The organism is Glycomyces xiaoerkulensis (assembly GCF_002798405.1).
GTDB classification, from domain to species: domain Bacteria; phylum Actinomycetota; class Actinomycetes; order Mycobacteriales; family Micromonosporaceae; genus Glycomyces; species Glycomyces xiaoerkulensis.
Genome location: NZ_PGGV01000016.1, coordinates 206205 through 223572, shown reverse-complemented (window position 1 = coordinate 223572; position 17368 = coordinate 206205). Strand labels below are relative to the sequence as shown.

Here is a 17368-nt window from a genome sequence, read left to right as displayed (position 1 = left end):
AGTTATATCTATAGAGAGTTCATTAGTAGTAGCGCTGTGAACAACCGAGCTTCAGCCAGATGAGGAGCGAGCACGCCATGAAGTTCCAAGTTGATCGAGACACGTTCGCCGACGCGGTCTCCTGGACCGCCAAGAGCCTCCCGGCCCGACCCTCCGTCCCCGTGCTCGCCGGCGCCCGCCTGTCGGTCGACGAAGGCAAACTGACGATCTCCGGATTCGACTACGAGATCTCGACCCGCGTCAGCGTGGACGTCACCGGGGAGTCGGCCGGTACGGCCCTGGTGTCGGGCAAGCTGCTGGCCGAGATCGTCAAGGCGCTCCCCGGCAAGCCGGTCGACTTCACCGTCGACGGCCCGCACGCCGAACTCACCTGCGGGTCGGCGCGGTTCACCCTGCCGACCATGCCGCTGGAGGACTACCCGAGCCTGCCGCAGATGCCCGAGGCCATCGGCACCATCGAGACCGAGGACTTCGCCCGGGCCGTCGCGCAGACCGCCATCGCCGCCGGCAAGGACGAGACCCTCCCGACGATGACCGGCGTCCAGATCGAGATGACCGGCGGCGGCATCGGCTTCCTGGCCACCGACCGCTACCGCATGGCCATCCGCGACACCGACTGGGAACCGGGAGCCTCCGACGTCGACGTCACCGTCCTGGTCCCGGCCAAGGCCCTCGCCGACACCGCCCGCACCTTCGGATCCATGTCGGGACCGGTCACCGTCTCCGTCCCGACCGGAACCGACGGCTCCCCCGGCATGGTCGGCTTCACCGCCGGCGGCCGCCAGACCACCTCCCGGGTCCTGGACGGCCAGTTGCCGCCGCTGCGCAGCCTCCTGGCCACCTCCTACAGCACCACGCTGCGCGTCAAGACCTCCGAGCTGACCGAGGTCGCCCGCCGCGTCGCCCTCGTCGGCGACCGCAACTCGCCGATCCGGCTGTCGTTCGACGACGACGGACTCGTCGTCGAGGCCGGCGGCGCCGAGGACGCCAAGGCCAGCGAAGCGATGGACTGCACCTTCACCGGCGAGGCCGGCAAGATCGCCTTCAACCCCGCCTACCTGCTCGACGGACTCTCGGTCGTCGACGCCCCGGTGACCGCCTTCAAGATGAACGAGCTCGGCAAACCGGTCGTGATGACCGGCGAGAGCGAACCCGACGCTGAGGAATCGGACACAAACTACGACGGCTACCTGTACATGCTGCAACCATTGCGTTGGGACGCCTAGCGGATACTCCGCTCGGGCGCGCACATCGCTCCGGCTGCGGAAGGGGGCGCGGCATGCAACTGGGCATGATCGGGCTCGGCAAGATGGGCGGCAACATGAAGTTGCGGCTCGAACGGGACGGACACCGGGTCGTCGGCTACGACCGAGACCCGGACAAGTCCGACGTCGGCTCCCCGGCCGAACTGGTGGAGGCGCTCGAGGCGCCCAGAGCGGTCTGGGTCATGGTCCCGGCCGGCGCGCCCACCCGCTCCACGGTCTCCGAGCTCGCCGGCCTGCTGTCGGCCGGCGACCTCGTCGCCGACGGCGGCAACTCCCGCTTCTCCGACGATGAGACGAACGCGGCGCTGCTGGCCGAGCACGGGGTCGGCTACGTCGACGTCGGCGTCTCAGGAGGCGTCTGGGGCTTCTCGGAGGGGTACGCGCTCATGGTCGGCGGACCGGCCGCCGACGTCCGGCGCCTGGGACCGGTCTTCGAGACGCTCAAACCCGAGGGCGACTTCGGCTACGTCCACGCCGGCGGCGTCGGCGCCGGCCACTACGCCAAGATGGTCCACAACGGCATCGAGTACGCCATGATGGCCGCCTACGCCGAGGGCTACGAGCTGCTGGAGGCCAGCGAGCACGTCGACAACGTCCCCGAGGTCGTCAAGTCCTGGCGCTCGGGCACCGTCATCCGCTCCTGGCTGCTCGACCTGCTCGACCGCGCCCTCGACGACGACCCGGAGCTGGCCGAGATCCGCGGCTGGGTCGAAGACTCCGGCGAAGGCCGCTGGACGGTCGAGGAGGCCGTCCGCCTGCGGGTGCCGCTGCCGGTCATCGCCGACTCCCTGTTCGCCCGCTTCGCCTCCCGGCAGGACGACTCCCCGGCCATGAAGGCCATCGCGGCCCTCCGCAACCAGTTCGGCGGCCACGCCGTCAAGCCCGAATAGCGCCCGGTGCATCATAGAGACGTGCGTGTTCGACAGCTCCAACTCACCGACTTCCGGTCCTACGCGCACGCCCAGATCGCGTTCGACGAAGGACCATCGATCCTGGTGGGCCCCAACGGGCACGGCAAGACCAACCTGGTCGAGTCGCTGATCTACCTCGCCAATCTGCGCTCGCACCGCGTCTCCAGCGACGCGCCACTGGTGCGCAGCGGCGCCGACCAGGCCGTGATCCGCGCCGAAATCGTCCACGACGCCCGCAGGCTGCTGCCGGAGCTGGCGATCGTGCCCGGCAAGTCCAACCGGGCGCGGCTGAACAAGACCCCCCTGCCGCGGCCGCGCGACCTGGTCGGCGCGCTCAAGGCCGTGGCCTTCGCCCCCGAAGACCTGGCGCTGGTGCGCGGCGAGCCGTCGGTGCGGCGCCGCTACCTCGACGAACTGCTGTGCGCCCGCTACCCGCGGTTCGCGGGGGTGCGCGCCGACTACGAGCGGGTGCTCAAACAGCGCAACACGCTGCTGCGGACCTCCTACCTGGCCAAGAAGACGGGCGGACGCGGACCCGGCGCCGCCGAACTGGCGACCCTGGACGCCTGGGACGCCCACCTCGCCGAGTACGGCGCCGAGCTCCTGGCCGGGCGGCTCGCGCTCGTCGCCGACCTGAACGAACCGCTCGCCAAGGCCCACGCCCGCATCGCCGACGGCCGGTCCGAGGTCGCCCTCGCCTACGCCTCCGAGCTCGGCGACGACCTCACCGCCGACCGCGAGGTCCTCAGCGCGCGCCTGTCCGCCGCGCTCGCCGCGGCCCGATCCAAGGAGATCGAGCGCGGATCCACCCTCGTCGGCCCCCACCGCGACGACCTCGAACTGGCCCTCGGCACGCTCCCGGTCAAGGGCTACGCCTCCCACGGCGAATGCTGGTCGGTCGCGCTGGCGATGCGCCTGGGGGCGTTCGAGCTGCTGCGCGCCGACGGCGCCTCGCCCGTCCTGGTCCTTGACGACGTGTTCGCCGAGCTCGACACCACCCGCCGCGAACGCCTCGCCGAGTACGCCGAGGCCGCCGAGCAGACCCTCATCACCTGCGCCGTCGCCGCCGACGTCCCCGACCGGCTGGCCGGCGCCCGATTCGACGTCTGGGAGGGGGAGATCCGCCGTGTCCTCTGACCCGCACCGGTCCCGGTCGGTCCGCGGCCGCTCCGACGATCCGCGGTTCCGCAGGGAGTGGTCCGGACCCGGACCCGACAAGCGGGACCCCGAGTCCATCGGGAGCCTGCTGGGCCAGGTGGTCCGCAGGAAGGGGTGGACCGGGAGGATCTCGGGCGCGGCGGTCTTCGGACGCTGGAGCGAGATCGTCGGCCCCGAGATCGCCGACCACTGCCGCCCCGAGCAGTTGGTCGACGGGGAGCTGCTAGTCGTGGCCGAATCCAGTGCCTGGGCGACCCAACTGCGGCTGTTCTCCAAGCAGATCTACGGCAAGATCACCGCCGCTCTCGGACCAGGCGTCGTCAAACGCCTCAGGATCGTGGGGCCGAAACAGCCGACTCGTTCGTACGGGCCGAGGCGAGTACGGTTTAATGGCTCTCGTGACACATTCTGAGGCTGGACGCCCCTAGGTCCGTAGGGGGGTTCATGTCCTCGACTCCCGGTACGACTGTGACGACATCACGCCCCAGAGACAGGCGAAACCATGCTCGACCGCAGTAAGATTGTCAGATGTGCGGCGGTCGGCGCTGGCAATGCGTCCGACCGCCTCCTTGATGAGGGAACCGCGGGCGTTAACGGACAGGAAGCACGGTTAACGGCCAGAAGACTGAAAGTGTCACACCCGTGGACTAGCTTTCTCACTGACGGTGAACGACGACAGAAGGAGTTGCCGGTGGCGGCGAAGAAGCAGGACGACTACAGCGCCAGTTCGCTGACCGTCCTCGAGGGCCTCGAGGCGGTCAGGAAGCGCCCGAGCATGTACATCGGCTCGACCGGTGAGCGCGGCCTGCACCACCTCCTCCAGGAGATCGTCGACAACTCAGTGGACGAAGCGCTCGCCGGGTACTGCAGCCAGATCGACGTCACGCTCCTGTCCGACGGCGGCGTGCGCGTCAGCGACGACGGCCGGGGCTTCCCGGTCGACCTCCACCCCAAGCTCAAGAAGCCCGGCGTCGAGGTCGCCCTGACCGTCCTCCACGCCGGCGGCAAGTTCGACTCGCAGACCTACGCGGTCTCCGGCGGCCTCCACGGCGTCGGCGTGTCGGTCGTCAACGCCCTGTCCACGCGGCTCGAGGTCGAGATCCGCCGCGACGGGAACGTGTGGCGCCAGAGCTACAAGAACGCCCTGCCCGGCCCGCTCGAGAAGGGCGAGAGGACCGGCGACTCCGGGACCATCCTCAGCTTCTGGCCCGACGGGGACATCTTCGAGACGCTCGAGTTCGACTACAAGACGATCTACCGCCGCCTCCAGGAGATGTCCTTCCTCAACAAGGGCCTGGCGATCACCCTGCGCGACGAGCGCCCCCAGCGCATCGAGGAGGAGGGCGACACCAAGGTCGTCACCTTCAAGTACGACGAGGGCATCGCCGACTTCGTGCGGCACCTCAACGCCACCAAGAGCTCCATCCACCCGACCGTGATCTCCTTCCAGGCCGAGGAGGACCAGCAGTCGGTCGAGGTCGCGATGCAGTGGAACGAGTCCTACGGCGAGTCGGTCTACACCTTCGCCAACGCCATCAACACCCACGAGGGCGGCACCCACGAGGAGGGCTTCCGGGCCGCGCTGACCAACGTCGTCAACCGGTACGGCCTGGAGAAGAAGATCCTCAAGACCGACAAGGACCGCCTCTCCGGCGACGACATCAGGGAGGGCCTGGCCGCGATCATCTCGGTCAAGCTGCGCGAGCCGCAGTTCGAGGGCCAGACCAAGACCAAGCTCGGCAACACCGAGATCCGCAGCTTCGTGCAGAAGGTCTGCAACGAGTGGCTCCCCGACTGGCTCGACCGGCACCCGCGCGAGGCCAAGACCATCATCCAGAAGGCCTCCAGCGCCGCGCAGGCCCGCAAGGCCGCCGCGCAGGCCCGCAAGCTGGCCCGGCGCAAGAGCCTGCTGGAGACCTCCTCGATGCCGGGCAAGCTGGCCGACTGCCAGTCGACCAACCCCGAAGAGTGCGAGATGTTCGTGGTCGAGGGCGACTCGGCCGGCGGCTCGGCCAAGCAGGGCCGCAACCCGCGGACGCAGGCGATCATGCCGATCCGCGGCAAGATCCTCAACGTGGAGAAGGCCCGCCTGGACAAGATCCTCAAGAACAACGAGGTCCAGGGCATGATCACCGCGCTCGGCACCGGGATCCACGAGGAGTTCGACATCGAGCGGCTCCGCTACCACAAGATCATCCTGATGTCGGACGCCGACGTCGACGGCCACCACATCAACACCCTGCTGCTGACGCTGCTGTTCCGCTTCATGCGGCCGCTGGTCGAGCTCGGCCACGTCTACATGAGCCAGCCGCCGCTGTACAAGATCAAGTGGAACAAGAAGGGCGACGTCGTCTCGTACGCCTACTCCGACACCGAGCGCGACCGGCTGGTCGAGGAGGGCGTCGCCCAGGGCAAGCCCGACCCGCGCCGGTCCGACGGCGTCCAGCGCTACAAGGGTCTGGGCGAGATGAACTACACCGAGCTGTGGGAGACGACGATGGACCCCGAGCGGCGCAACCTCCTCCAGGTCCAGCTCGACGACGCGGCGACCGCCGACGAGCTCTTCAGCGTCCTCATGGGCGAGGACGTGGAGAGCCGGCGCCGCTTCATCCAGGAGAACGCCAAGGACGTCCGGTTCTTGGACATCTAGGCCCGTTCACGATCCCGTCCGACGAAGCAAGGAAGCACTGGTGCCTCAGAACAACCAAGACCAGCTCGACCTACTGGAGAGCCACGGCCGCATCGATCCGGTGGGCATCGACGTGGAGATGCAGCGCTCCTACCTCGACTACGCCATGAGCGTGATCGTGGGGCGGGCGCTGCCGGACGTGCGCGACGGCCTCAAGCCCGTCCACCGGAAGATCCTGTACGGGATGTACGACGGCGGCTACCGGTCCGACCGCGGCTACGTGAAGTGCTCCCGCGTCATCGGCGACGTCATGGGGCAGTACCACCCGCACGGCGACTCGGCGATCTACGACTCGCTGGTGCGTATGGCCCAGAGCTGGAGCCTGCGGTACCCGCTCATCGACGGCCAGGGCAACTTCGGCTCGCCGGGCAACGACCCGGCCGCGGCGATGCGGTACACCGAGAGCCGGCTCGACCCGCTCGCGATGGAGATGCTCCGCGACATCGACGAGGAGTCGGTCGACTTCGAGCCGAACTACGACGGCAAGACCACCGAGCCGACGATCCTGCCGTCCCGGATTCCCAACCTCCTGGTCAACGGCTCCGAAGGCATCGCGGTCGGGATGGCCACCAAGATCCCGCCGCACAACCTGCGCGAGATCGCAGGGGGCGTGAACTGGTGCCTGGACCACCCCGAGGCCACCGAGGAGGAGGCCCTGGAGGCCCTGCTCGGCATCGTCACCGGTCCCGACTTCCCGACCGGCGCGACGGTGCTGGGCCGGGCCGGGATCGAGGACGCCTACCGGACCGGCCGCGGATCGATCAAGATGCGCGCCGTGGTCGAGGTCGAGGAGGACAACAAAGGGCGCGCCTGCCTGGTCGTCACCGAGATGCCCTACCAGGTCAACCCCGACAACCTGGCCGAGCGGATCGCCGACCTGGTCAAGGACGGCAAGCTCAGCGGTATCGCCGATATCCGCGACGAGTCCTCCGGACGCACCGGGATGCGGCTGGTGGTCGTGCTCAAGCGCGACTCGGTCCCCAAGGTGGTGCTGAACAACCTCTACAAGCACACCCAACTGCAGGAGACGTTCGGCGCGAACATGCTGGCGCTGGTCGACGGGGTGCCGCGCACCCTGAACCTGGCCCAGTTCATGCGCTACTACGTGGCCCACCAGATCGACGTGATCGTGCGCCGCACCCGCTACCGGCTGCGGAAGGCCGAGGAGCGGGCGCACATCCTGCGCGGCCTGGCCAAGGCCCTCGACCTGCTCGACGAGACCATCGCGCTGATCCGGCGCTCGCCGTCGGCCGAGGAGTCGAAGGCCGGCCTGATGGACCTGCTCGACGTCGACGAGATCCAGGCGACCGCGATCCTCGACATGCAGTTGCGCCGCCTGGCGGCCCTGGAGCGGCAGCGGATCGTCGACGAGCTGGGCGAGATCGAGACCAAGATCGCCGACTTCAACGACATCCTGGCCCGGCCCGAGCGGCAGCGCTCGATCGTCAGGGACGAGCTGAAGGCCGTCGTCGACCGCTGGGGCGACGAACGGCGCACCACGATCCTGCACGACGCCGGCGAGGTCTCGATGGAGGATCTCATCGCCCGCGAGGACATCGTGGTCACCATCACACGCGGCGGCTACGTCAAGCGCACCAAGACCGACTCCTTCCGCTCCCAGAAGCGCGGCGGCAAGGGCGTCCAGGGCGCGCACCTGAAGCAGGACGACATCGTCAGCCACTTCTTCGTGTGCACCACCCACGATTGGATCCTGTTCTTCACCAACAAGGGCCGGGTCTACCGGGCCAAGGCCTACGAGCTGCCCGAGGCCGGCCGGTCCGCGCGCGGCCAGCACGTGGCGAACGTCCTGGCCTTCCAGCCGGACGAGACGATCGCGCAAGTCATCAAGCTGCATTCGTACGAGCAGACGCCGCACCTGGTGCTGGCCACCCGCGACGGCCTGGTGAAGAAGAGCCGCCTGGCCGACTTCGACTCCCCGCGCACGGGCGGTATCGTCGGCATCAACCTGCGCGACGGCGACGAGCTGGTGGGCGCCGCGCTGATCACCCCCACCGACGACCTGCTGCTCGTGTCGCGCAAGGCGCAGTCGATCCGCTTCCAGGCCTCCGACGAATCGCTTCGGCCCATGGGCCGCGCGACCAGCGGTGTGATCGGCATGCGGTTCGTCGGCGATGACGAATTGCTCACCATGATCGTGCTGCGCGATAATATGGACATCCTCGTGGCCACCAGCCGCGGATATGCGAAACGAACTCCGGTCGAGGCGTATCCGCAGCAGGGCCGCGGCGGAAAGGGCGTTTTGACGGCGAAGATCACGGAACGACGTGGCGATTTGGTGGGGGCGCTGTCGGTTACGCCCGATGACGAGCTGTTCGCGATCACCTCGGAAGGAGGCGTCATCAGGACTCCGGTCAAACCGGTCCGCCAGACCACGGACCGCAACACCATGGGGGTCAAGCTGATCGACCTGCCCGACGAGGTCTCGCTGCTCGCGATCACCAGGAGCGCCGAGGAACCCGACGAGGGGCAGGACGAGTAGATGACGGAAGCGAAGGCCAACACTGCGGAGACCGAGTCTCGCGAGGACGTGGACACGGACTCGGACGATGATCCGGTCGAGCAGTCGGAGGTGGACGAGACGCCGTCTACTGACTCGACCGAGGCCGACGAAGAGGACAAGACTCTGTCGATCCGCCGCCCGCCGGGGATGACCCCGCCGCCGGTCACGCCCGAGTCGGTCCCGGAGATGGAGGGGCCCCAGCCGCCCGTGACCAGTTCGGCCCGGGTGGCCGACGCGGTCCGGGCCGCCAGGGCCGCGGTGTCGCAGGCGGCCTCGCGGGGACCGCGCCGGGCGCGGCTGCGGCTGAAGCGGATCGACCCGTGGTCGGTGATGAAGTTCTCCTTCGCGGTCTCGATCGTGCTGTTCATCGTCATGGTCGTGGCGACCACGGTGCTGTACATCGCGCTCGACGCGATGGGTGTGTTCGACACCGTCAACGACATGCTGGCCATGCTCATGGGGACCAACGGCGAGGCCGGCGTGGAGACCGAGAACTTCCGGATCACCGCCAAAGGCGTGATCGGGGCGGCGGCCCTGCTGGGCGTGGTGAACATGGTGCTGTTCACGGCCCTGGCCACGCTGGGCTCGTTCATCTACAACGTGTGCGCCGACCTGGTCGGCGGCATCGAGCTGACCCTCGCCGAGCGCGACTGAACCAGGCTTCGCGACGGCCCGCGGGCTCTCCCGCGGGCCGTTCTTCCTTTCACTTCGCGGCCGCCGTCCGGCGGGTTCGTACGGGGAGGCGGCGCGAGTGACGGCCGTCCCGGAGGCGAGGGGGCCCGGGTGGCATCGCCATCCAAGGTGGGGTAACCTTTCTCAGCGTTGCCGATCAGGCGATCCCGAGCGGGCCCGCGGGCCCCTCGATATCCAATAATCTGGGGCTATAGCTCAGGCGGTTAGAGCGCAGAGCTGATAACTCTGAGGTCGATGGTTCGAGTCCATCTAGCCCCACCGCAGACCCGCCGGAAACGGCGGGTTTTTTCGTTCCCGGCCACCCCGGCGCGCTCCGGGGACCTCGCTGGGGCGGCGACACCCGCGACCGGCCCGAGACCTACGCGTAACGTTGTTCGCTATGCTGTGTCGCATCATGCGATGTCGAATCGGACATTGTTTTACATTTCAAGCTCTGGTATAGGGGGCCTGGGTTCATGTGGAAGAAGCTTTTGATCGTCGCCGGCGCCGCGACGGTCGCTGTGGTGGTCGCGAAGAAGGTCAAGGCGATCAACGACGAGCGCACGCTCTGGCACGAGGCCACGACCTCCGCCGAGGACGTACGCTGACGGAAGGCGTTAGCCAACTCACTGCGCTCCGGGTATCCTCGCTCGTGCCGCGAGCACGGCGGGGATACTCGTACGGATCGCAGTACCCTTCAGGGGTCCGGGGCTATAGCTCAATTGGCAGAGCACCGCTTTTGCAAGGCGGAGGTTAGGGGTTCGATTCCCCTTGGCTCCACTCTGATTCCCCAGGTCACTGACCTGGGGGTTTTTCATGTCCACCTGAGGCGGTCGCTCGTGGCGGTGCGTGGACTCTGCTTTCGTTCACCGCGGACGCATGCTTCGAATCCGGCGAAGAAGGATATCGAGTTGGCCGGAGTTCCGTGCTCTGGCAGGATGCGCCCCATACCCACCCCTACCCGGCAGATCCGCGCGCGGTTCGACGCGGAGACGATCACCGTCTATCAGGCCTACGACCCTGCCATTGCCGAACCGGCCCTGGCGGCGCAGACTTTCACCAGTCCGTTCAAGCGTGGACGGATGACCTGGATCAAGCCTTCGTTCCTGTGGATGATGTACCGCTGCGGCTGGGCGACCAAGCCCGGCCAGACCCGAGTGCTCGCCGTCGACCTCACCCGCACCGGGTTCGAATGGGCCTTGGCGCACTCGTGCCCGAGCCGCCCGGCCGACGGCGAGGACCCCGAGGCATGGCGTACTCGGCTCGCCGCCGCACCGGTGCGAATCCAATGGGACCCCGAGCGCGACCTCCGATCGGCACGCCTGGAGCACCGGTCGATCCAGATCGGCCTGTCGGGCGCGGCGGTCGACCGGTATGTCGATCAATGGATCACCGCGATCACGGACGTCACCGACCTGGCGCACCGGATCGCGATCGACGTCGGGGCGGGCCGCATCGAGGACGCCGAACGGCGACTGCCGATCGAAAGGCCCTACCCGCTGTCCGCCGACCTGCGTGAGGTATCCGACGGCTGAGCGCAGCGGCAGACCCGCGCCGGTCGAGGCGGCGTGCGAGGCAATCGCGGCATTAGACGCCTTGCGTGCCTTACGGATCACCAGCGCAACCGACTGAGTCGTGTCGGGGCTCGGTGTGGCGGCGCGGCGTCGAGGGCCGCGGAGTCCGTCCCCGCTACCGATCGGAGTCCGCTCGGTGTACCGCCAGCCCCCGCAGCATCGTGTCGAAGGCGTCGTCCCAGTGGCGGCTCGCCTCCTCGGCGCTGCCGAGTGCCGCGCGCAGTTCGAGGCTGCACAGTCCGTGCGTCAGTCCGTTGAGCCTCAACGCGACGTCTTCGGGCTCGGCCGGTGCGAAGACGCCCGCCTCGACACAGCGGGCCACCGCCTCGACCAGTGCGTCGTAGGTCGGCCGGATCAGATCGGCGACCTCTTCGTCGGGCTCGAATTCGGGCACGGGCCTGCCGAACATGAGCTCGTACAGGTGCGGATTTGACAGGGCGTTGGCACGGTAGGCGCGGCCCAGTGCCGCCAGGTCGGCGAGGGGGTCGCCGGTGCGGGGGACGGCCTCGAACGCCTCCGCCAATCGCTCGAACCCGGCCAGGAACATTTCGCGGACCAGGCCGGCCTTGTCGCCGAAGAGCTTGTAGACCGCCGTGGTCGACACGCCCGCCCGCTGCGCGACGCGGCGGGTGCTGAGGGCCGACGGACCCTCGGCGGCCAGGAGCCGACCGGCGGTGTCGATCAGTTCGCGGCGGAGTTCGCCGTAGTCGCGGTTCCGTGGTCTTGCCATACCGGAGATAGTACCGTAACGTCGTTACAAAACATCGTTACCTAACTTGATTCCGGAGCACCGACATGTCCGAACTGCACGTGGTCCTCGGCGCCACCGGCGCGATCGGCGCCGCGGTCGTCGCGGAACTGACCGACCGGGGCCACCGGGTGCGCGCCGTCAGCCGCAACGGCGGCGACCCCGACGGCTTCAAAGCCGATGTCGCCACCACCGAAGGAGCCGTAGCCGCCTGCGAGGGCGCCGACGTCGTCTACCAGTGCGCGCAGCCGCCGTACGCAGGCTGGACCGAACGGTTCCCGGGCCTCGTCGATGCCGTCCTCACCGGAGTGGAGGCCGCCGGCGCGAAGCTGGTCATGGCCGACAACCTCTACGTCTACGGCCCCGTGGACGGTCCGATGACCGAAGACCACCCGTACGAGGCCGCCTACCCCAAGGGCCGGGTGCGCGCCGAGATCGACCGGCTGATCCTCCGGGCCCACGACTCGGGGAGGATCCGCGCCGCGCTGGGGCGGGCCTCCGACTACTACGGCCCCGGCGGGGTCGCCACCATCCTCGGCCCGAACGTGTTCGCCGCCGCAGTCGAGGGCAGGACCATCCGCTGGGTCGGTGACCTCGACCAGCCGCACACGGTGTCCTACCTGCCCGACATCGCCGCCGCCCTGGCGACACTCGGCGAACACGACCACGCCGACGGGCGCGCCTGGCACCTGCCGGCCGCCGACGCGGTCACCGGACGGGAGTTCCTCGCCCTGGTGCGGGCCGCGGCCGGCGGCTCGCCCAGATCCGCCGGGCTCGGCCGCGGAGCGGAGCGGCTCATCGGGCTGTTCAACCCGACGGTGCGCGAACTCGCCGAGACCCGGTACCAGCGGGACCGCCCGTTCGTCGTCGACGACTCGGCCTTCCGCGAAGCGTTCGGGCCGGTCCAGGTCACTCCGCACGAGGACGGAGTGTCGGCCACGCTGGACTGGTACCGGCATCGCCGCTGACGATCACGCCGGACCGGATCCGTGCGATAGGTTCACCGGATGAGCACCGACCCGACCTCGCGCCTGCGGATGATCTGCCGGGGCCTGCCCGAAGTGACCGAGCGGCCGAGCCACGGGACCCCGGCCTGGTTCGTTCGCGGCAAGCGGATGTTCGCCCAACTGTGGCATCGGGGCCACCACGACGAGGAGTTCCCGCAACTGTGGTGCGCCGCGCCGCTCGGAGCGCAGGAGGAGTCGATCGCGCTCGACCCGCGGCGGTACTTCCGGCCCCCGTACGTCGGCCACCGCGGTTGGATCGGCCTGCGGCTGGACGGCGAGCCCGACTGGGACGAGATCGCCGACCGCTGCGAGGACGCCTACCGGTTCGTCGCCCCGGCGAAGCTGGTCTCGCAGCTCGACCGGGACGGCGGCTGACCCGCTACATTCGATGGCGTGTCCGAGTCGCCGAACCCCCCGCTGAGCCGGGTCCTGCGCGCCACGCCTGTCCCGGCGCTGCTCGCGGTCGCCGGCGGCGGCGCGCTCGGGGCGCTCGCCCGCTACGGCCTCGGCGCCGCCCTACCGCACGAACCCGGCCGGTTCCATCCGGCGACCTTCGCCGCCAACGTCACCGGCGGCCTCCTCATCGGCGCGCTCATGGTGACCGTCACCGAGGTCGCGCCCGGCACCCGGCTCATCCGGCCGTTCTTCGGCGTCGGCGTCCTGGGCGGGTTCACCACCTTCTCCGCTTACATCCTCGACATCGGGCGGGCCGCGAACGGCGGAGCGACCGCCCTGGCGGTGACCTACGCGTTCGCCACCCCCGCCGCGGCCCTGGCCGCCGCGGCCGCCGGCATGTGGGCCGCCCGCCGACTCCTGGTGCGCCACCGCCGGGAGGACCGATGATCCTGCTGCTCGTGGCGGCCGGAGCGGCCGTCGGTGCCCCACTGCGATTCCTGACCGACCAGGTCCTCGCCCACTACGCGGGCCGCCGCCTGCCGTGGGGGACGCTGGCGGTGAACGTGAGCGGCTCGGGCCTGGCCGTGTTCCTGGCCGTGACGGTGAACGACCCCGGCTGGACCGCGCTGCTCACCGTCGGCTTCTGCGGGGCGCTCACCACCTACTCCACCCTCTCCTACGAGACCCTGCGGCTGGTCGAGGACGGCCGCCGGGCGCACGCGCTCGCGAACGTCGCCGCCAACCTCGCCGGGGGCCTCACCGCCGGACTGACCGGCCTCGGCCTGGCCCACCTGCTCACCGGCTGACCGCGACACGCCGCCGGCCGAGGTCCGGCGCTCACCACCCCGCGTGGCAGAGGATCGGGGTCCAGCCCGTCGCTTCGAGAGGAACCCGCGATGCAGCTCCGCCGCAACCTGCCGCTCGCCATCGCGCTCCTGGCGCCGCTGCTCACCGCCCAACCCGCCGCCGCCGAGTCCGACCGGCAGGTCTGGCTCGTCGAGCTCGACGACGGGGCGAGCGCCTCCCGCCTGGAGGCGGCCGCCCCCGAATTCGGCTTCGAGTTCCGGCACGACTTCAGCCGCATCTGGAACGGCGCCTCCATCGCCGCCGAATCCGCCACCGCGCAACGGCTCGAAGCGCTCGACCTGGTCGACCGGGTCTGGGGCGACGTCACCTTCAGCGGGCCGTCGATTCCCGAGACCGGGCCGACCGAACTGGCGCTCGCCACCGAGACCACGAACGCCGTCGACGCACACGCGCGCGGCGTCGACGGCTCCGGCGTCAAGGTCGGCGTCATCGACACCGGCATCGACTACACCCACCCCGACCTCGGCGGCTGCTTCGGACCCGGCTGCCGGGTCTCGACCGGCACCGACTTCGTCGGCGAGGAGTTCGCCGACCCCGACACCGACGAGCCCGAACCCGACGACGACCCGGCCGACTGCGCCGGGCACGGCACGCACGTAGCCGGTATCGCAGGCGCCGACGGCGAGGTCACCGGGGCAGCGCCCGCGGTCGAGCTCGGCGCCTACAAGGTATTCGGCTGCGAGGGGTCGACCAGTGCCGAAATCATCATGCAGGCGATGGAACGCGCCCTCGAAGACGGCATGGACGTGGTCAACCTCTCGCTCGGACAGTCGTTCCAGTGGCCCGGCTACCCGACCTCCGAGGCCGCCGACGCGCTCGCCGCCGAAGGGATCGTCGTCGTCGCCTCCATGGGCAACTCCGGCCATTCCGGCGTCTGGTCGGCCTCGGCCCCCGGCGTGGGCACCGACGTCATCGGCGTCGCCTCCACCGACAATCCGGCCCGGCGGATGCGGGCGGCCGACGTCGAGGCGCTCGACCGGCGCATCGGCTACGCCGTCCTCGACCAGGCGCCCGAGCCCGAGACCGGCGACGCGACCGACCCGCTGGTGTGGTTCGGCCGCGCCTGCGCCGACGACCCCGCCGAAGGCGACGTCGACGGCAAGGCGGCACTGATCGTCCGCGGCGAATGCACCTTCAACGAGAAGTACGAACGCGCCGTCGAGGCGGGCGCGACCGCCGCGGTGATCTACAACGACCGGGCCGGCCCCTTCGGCGGCACCGGAGCCGAGGACCTCGGCGTGCCGCTGGTGGCGGTCACCGACACCGACGGCGAGGACCTGCGCGATCTGGCCGCGATCGGGGCCGAACCCGTCCTCGAGTTCACCGGCGCCACGGTCCTGGTCGACCTGCCGCGCGGCGGACTCGCCTCCGACTTCTCCTCCTACGGACCGTCCCCGGACCTCGGCTTCAAACCCGACCTGTCCGCGCCCGGCGGCGGCATCTGGTCGACCTTCCCGGTCGATGAGGGCTCCCACCGGTCGCTGTCGGGCACCTCGATGTCGGCCCCGCACGTCGCCGGCGCGGCGGCGCTGCTGCTGCAGACCGAGCCCGGCCTGGACCCGGCGGCCGTCCGCACCCGGCTGGCGAACACGGCCGAACCGATCGAGTGGGGCGAGAACCCCGAACTGGGCCGCCTGGAGGCGACGCACCGGCAAGGCACCGGCGTGATCGACATCGCCGCGGCGCTCGACGCCGGCGGCTCCCTCGAACCCGGCGGCATCGGCCTCGGCCACGGCACCGGACCGCGCACCTTCGAGGTCGAGCTGTCCTCGCGGGAGTGGATGCCGCGCACCTACCGGCTCCGCCACGACCCGGCCATCGCCACCACCGGCGACATCCGCGACACCGGCTTCCACGTGGCCGAACCGGAGGTGACATTCCAGCCCGAGCAGGTCACGCTGCGCCGCGGCCGGAGCGCGACCGTCACCGTGACCGTGGAACCGAGCCCGGACCTGCCCGACCGCAGCGTCTTCGGCGGCCGCGTCGTGGCCGAACCGGTCGGCGGCGGCACCGAACTCGCGACCGCCTACGCCGGCTACCTGGGCGACTACCTCGACCTGCCGATCCTGGAGCACCCCGACTACCCGAAACTCGCCGTCGCGGTCGACCAGGACCCCGACACCGGCGAGATCGACTACCGCGACCTGAACGACGACGAGACCTTCGAGATCGGGGGGACGCTGCCGTCGGCCCTGGTCTACCTGGGGCACATGCCGGCGGCGATGGAGATCGACGTCGAGAACGCCGACACAGGCGAGGTCGTCGAGTGGGACCGCGAGGAGTTCCTGCCGCGCTCGCCCGGCCCCGACGACACGATCGCGATCGACCTGTCCGACTTCGACGACGACAGGCCCGGGGTGCTGGAGCCCGGCCGGTGGCGCATCGAGGTGCGCGTCCTCAGCGCGCTCGGCGACCCGGACGACCCCGACCACTGGGAACGGTGGCGCTCGGCGGCGGTCGAGCTCGTCGGATAGCTACCGGCGGTGGACGATCCGGGCCCCCGCCTGATCGCGGGGCATCATCGTGATCTGGTCGACGTTGACGTGGGCCGGGCGGGTCGCCGCCCACGCCACCGCCTCGGCGACGTCCTCGGCGCTCAACGGCGTCATGCCCTCGTAGACCGCCTCGGCGCGCTCAGCGTCGCCGGAGAAGCGGACCAGGCTGAACTCGGTCTCCACCAGGCCCGGGTCGATCTCGCAGACGCGGACCGGCTCCCCGAGCAGCTCCAGCCGCAGCGCCCGCGTCACCGCGGCCTCGCCGTGCTTGGCGGCGTTGTAGCCCGAACCGCCCGGGTAGGGCTCCCGGGCCGCGATCGAACCGATGGTGATCACCTGCCCGTTGCCCGAATCGATCAGGAGCGGCAGCAGCGCCTTGGTCACCCGCGCCCAACCGAGCACGTTGACCTCGTACATCCGCCTCCAGGCGTCGAGGTCGGCCTCGGCGACCGGCTCCAGCCCGAAGGCGCCCCCGGCGTTGTTGACCAGCAGATCGCACCGGCCGAGCCGGGCGACGAAGGCCGCCACCGATTCGGGGTCGGTCACGTCCAGGGGCCTCGCGACGGCCCCGGCCGCCTCGGCGGCCTCGGCCAGGCGGTCGGAGCGGCGGGCCCCGGCCACCACCTCGAATCCGGCCTCGGCCAACGCTCGGGCCGAAGCGGCGCCGATGCCGCTGCTGGCGCCGGTGACAACGGCGACTGGTCGGTCACTCATCGGTCCCCTCCCCGGTTGCGCGATACCGCCGGCGACGATACCCGGTCGTCCCCGTTCCCACAGTGCGGCCGCGGGCGGCCGTCCGGCCCGGGGCGGCCGTACCATCGTCGGCGACGCCGGTTCCGGGACGGCCGTATGCCGGCCCGGCTAAGAGGGAACGCTGGTGCGAATCCAGGACTGCCCCGCAGCGGTGAGAGGGAACGAAAGTCGCCATGGAGCACTTGGCCCGGGTCCCGTTTCCCGTGCACATGGGGAACGGGCGGATGGAGGCCTGGGAAGCGGCGGCCGGTAGGAGCCGGAGCAAGCGGCGCGCCCTCGAGTCCGAATACCTGCCGACGTACCGCGCACGCT

General features: G+C 70.0%; 16 protein-coding genes, 2 tRNA genes and 1 riboswitch. Of the genes, 16 read left to right on the top strand and 2 right to left on the bottom strand.

All coding sequences use genetic code 11. The annotated features are described in order from the left end of the window. The first annotated feature begins 77 nt into the window (after positions 1-77). From dnaN to CUT39_RS06670, 11 genes are all read left to right on the top strand, one after another. Entirely contained in the window at positions 78-1226 is a 1149-nt protein-coding gene (gene dnaN / locus CUT39_RS06715) for a DNA polymerase III subunit beta (RefSeq protein WP_100445190.1), read from the top strand. A 53-nt stretch (positions 1227-1279) separates the two neighbouring features. Further along, positions 1280-2155, top strand: coding sequence for a phosphogluconate dehydrogenase (NAD(+)-dependent, decarboxylating) (gene gnd / locus CUT39_RS06710; RefSeq protein ID WP_100445189.1), 876 nt, complete (start codon positions 1280-1282; stop codon positions 2153-2155). Between the two features lie 21 nt (positions 2156-2176). Then, positions 2177-3313: a DNA replication/repair protein RecF gene (gene recF, locus CUT39_RS06705; protein ID WP_100445188.1), complete on the top strand. Its 1137-nt coding sequence runs from the start codon at positions 2177-2179 to the stop codon at positions 3311-3313. Further along, entirely contained in the window at positions 3303-3746 is a 444-nt protein-coding gene (locus CUT39_RS06700) for a DciA family protein (protein ID WP_100445187.1), read from the top strand. The genes recF and CUT39_RS06700 overlap by 11 nt, the downstream gene beginning before the upstream one ends. 279 nt (positions 3747-4025) lie before the next feature. Further along, positions 4026-5984, top strand: a complete 1959-nt coding sequence (gyrB, locus tag CUT39_RS06695; RefSeq protein ID WP_100445186.1) for a DNA topoisomerase (ATP-hydrolyzing) subunit B — start codon at positions 4026-4028, stop codon at positions 5982-5984. A gap of 118 nt (positions 5985-6102) precedes the next feature. Further along, positions 6103-8523 carry a DNA gyrase subunit A gene (gyrA, locus tag CUT39_RS06690; RefSeq protein WP_100445360.1) on the top strand — a complete coding sequence of 807 codons (2421 nt, stop codon included), beginning with the start codon at positions 6103-6105 and terminating at the stop codon, positions 8521-8523. Next, positions 8524-9198 carry a DUF3566 domain-containing protein gene (locus CUT39_RS21450; protein WP_100445185.1) on the top strand — a complete coding sequence of 225 codons (675 nt, stop codon included), beginning with the start codon at positions 8524-8526 and terminating at the stop codon, positions 9196-9198. It begins immediately after the preceding gene. Between the two features lie 223 nt (positions 9199-9421). Beyond that, a tRNA-Ile gene (locus CUT39_RS06680) sits at positions 9422-9495 on the top strand. Positions 9496-9692: 197 nt separating this feature from the next. Next, positions 9693-9824, top strand: coding sequence for a DLW-39 family protein (locus CUT39_RS21060; protein ID WP_232805635.1), 132 nt, complete (start codon positions 9693-9695; stop codon positions 9822-9824). Positions 9825-9923: 99 nt separating this feature from the next. After that, a tRNA-Ala gene (locus CUT39_RS06675) sits at positions 9924-9996 on the top strand. A gap of 158 nt (positions 9997-10154) precedes the next feature. Beyond that, positions 10155-10751, top strand: coding sequence for a DUF4291 domain-containing protein (locus CUT39_RS06670; RefSeq protein ID WP_100445184.1), 597 nt, complete (start codon positions 10155-10157; stop codon positions 10749-10751). A gap of 154 nt (positions 10752-10905) precedes the next feature. Here the strand turns inward: CUT39_RS06670 and CUT39_RS06665 are convergent, their stop codons facing one another. Further along, complete coding sequence (locus tag CUT39_RS06665; RefSeq protein WP_100445183.1) at positions 10906-11520, bottom strand: TetR/AcrR family transcriptional regulator; 615 nt, start codon at positions 11518-11520, stop codon at positions 10906-10908. Positions 11521-11585: 65 nt separating this feature from the next. Between CUT39_RS06665 and CUT39_RS06660 the strand changes: the two genes are divergently transcribed. From CUT39_RS06660 to CUT39_RS06640, 5 genes are all read left to right on the top strand, one after another. Next, a complete protein-coding gene (locus CUT39_RS06660; protein WP_100445182.1) occupies positions 11586-12506 on the top strand; it encodes an NAD-dependent epimerase/dehydratase family protein in 921 nt (306 codons plus the stop codon). A gap of 39 nt (positions 12507-12545) precedes the next feature. Next, on the top strand, positions 12546-12920 hold the full coding sequence (locus CUT39_RS06655; protein WP_100445181.1) for an MmcQ/YjbR family DNA-binding protein: 375 nt from the start codon (positions 12546-12548) through the stop codon (positions 12918-12920). 18 nt (positions 12921-12938) lie between these two features. After that, complete coding sequence (locus CUT39_RS06650; protein ID WP_100445180.1) at positions 12939-13388, top strand: fluoride efflux transporter FluC; 450 nt, start codon at positions 12939-12941, stop codon at positions 13386-13388. Next, entirely contained in the window at positions 13385-13747 is a 363-nt protein-coding gene (locus CUT39_RS06645; protein ID WP_100445179.1) for a fluoride efflux transporter FluC, read from the top strand. Before CUT39_RS06650 ends, CUT39_RS06645 begins: the two co-directional genes overlap by 4 nt. A 90-nt stretch (positions 13748-13837) precedes the next feature. Next, positions 13838-16282 (top strand): S8 family serine peptidase, encoded by a 2445-nt coding sequence (locus tag CUT39_RS06640; RefSeq protein ID WP_100445178.1) that lies wholly within the window; start codon positions 13838-13840, stop codon positions 16280-16282. Here CUT39_RS06640 and CUT39_RS06635 read toward each other — a convergent pair whose 3' ends face one another. After that, entirely contained in the window at positions 16283-17017 is a 735-nt protein-coding gene (locus CUT39_RS06635) for an SDR family NAD(P)-dependent oxidoreductase (RefSeq protein ID WP_100445177.1), read from the bottom strand. A 100-nt stretch (positions 17018-17117) separates the two neighbouring features. Beyond that, a riboswitch (cobalamin riboswitch) is annotated at positions 17118-17368 on the top strand.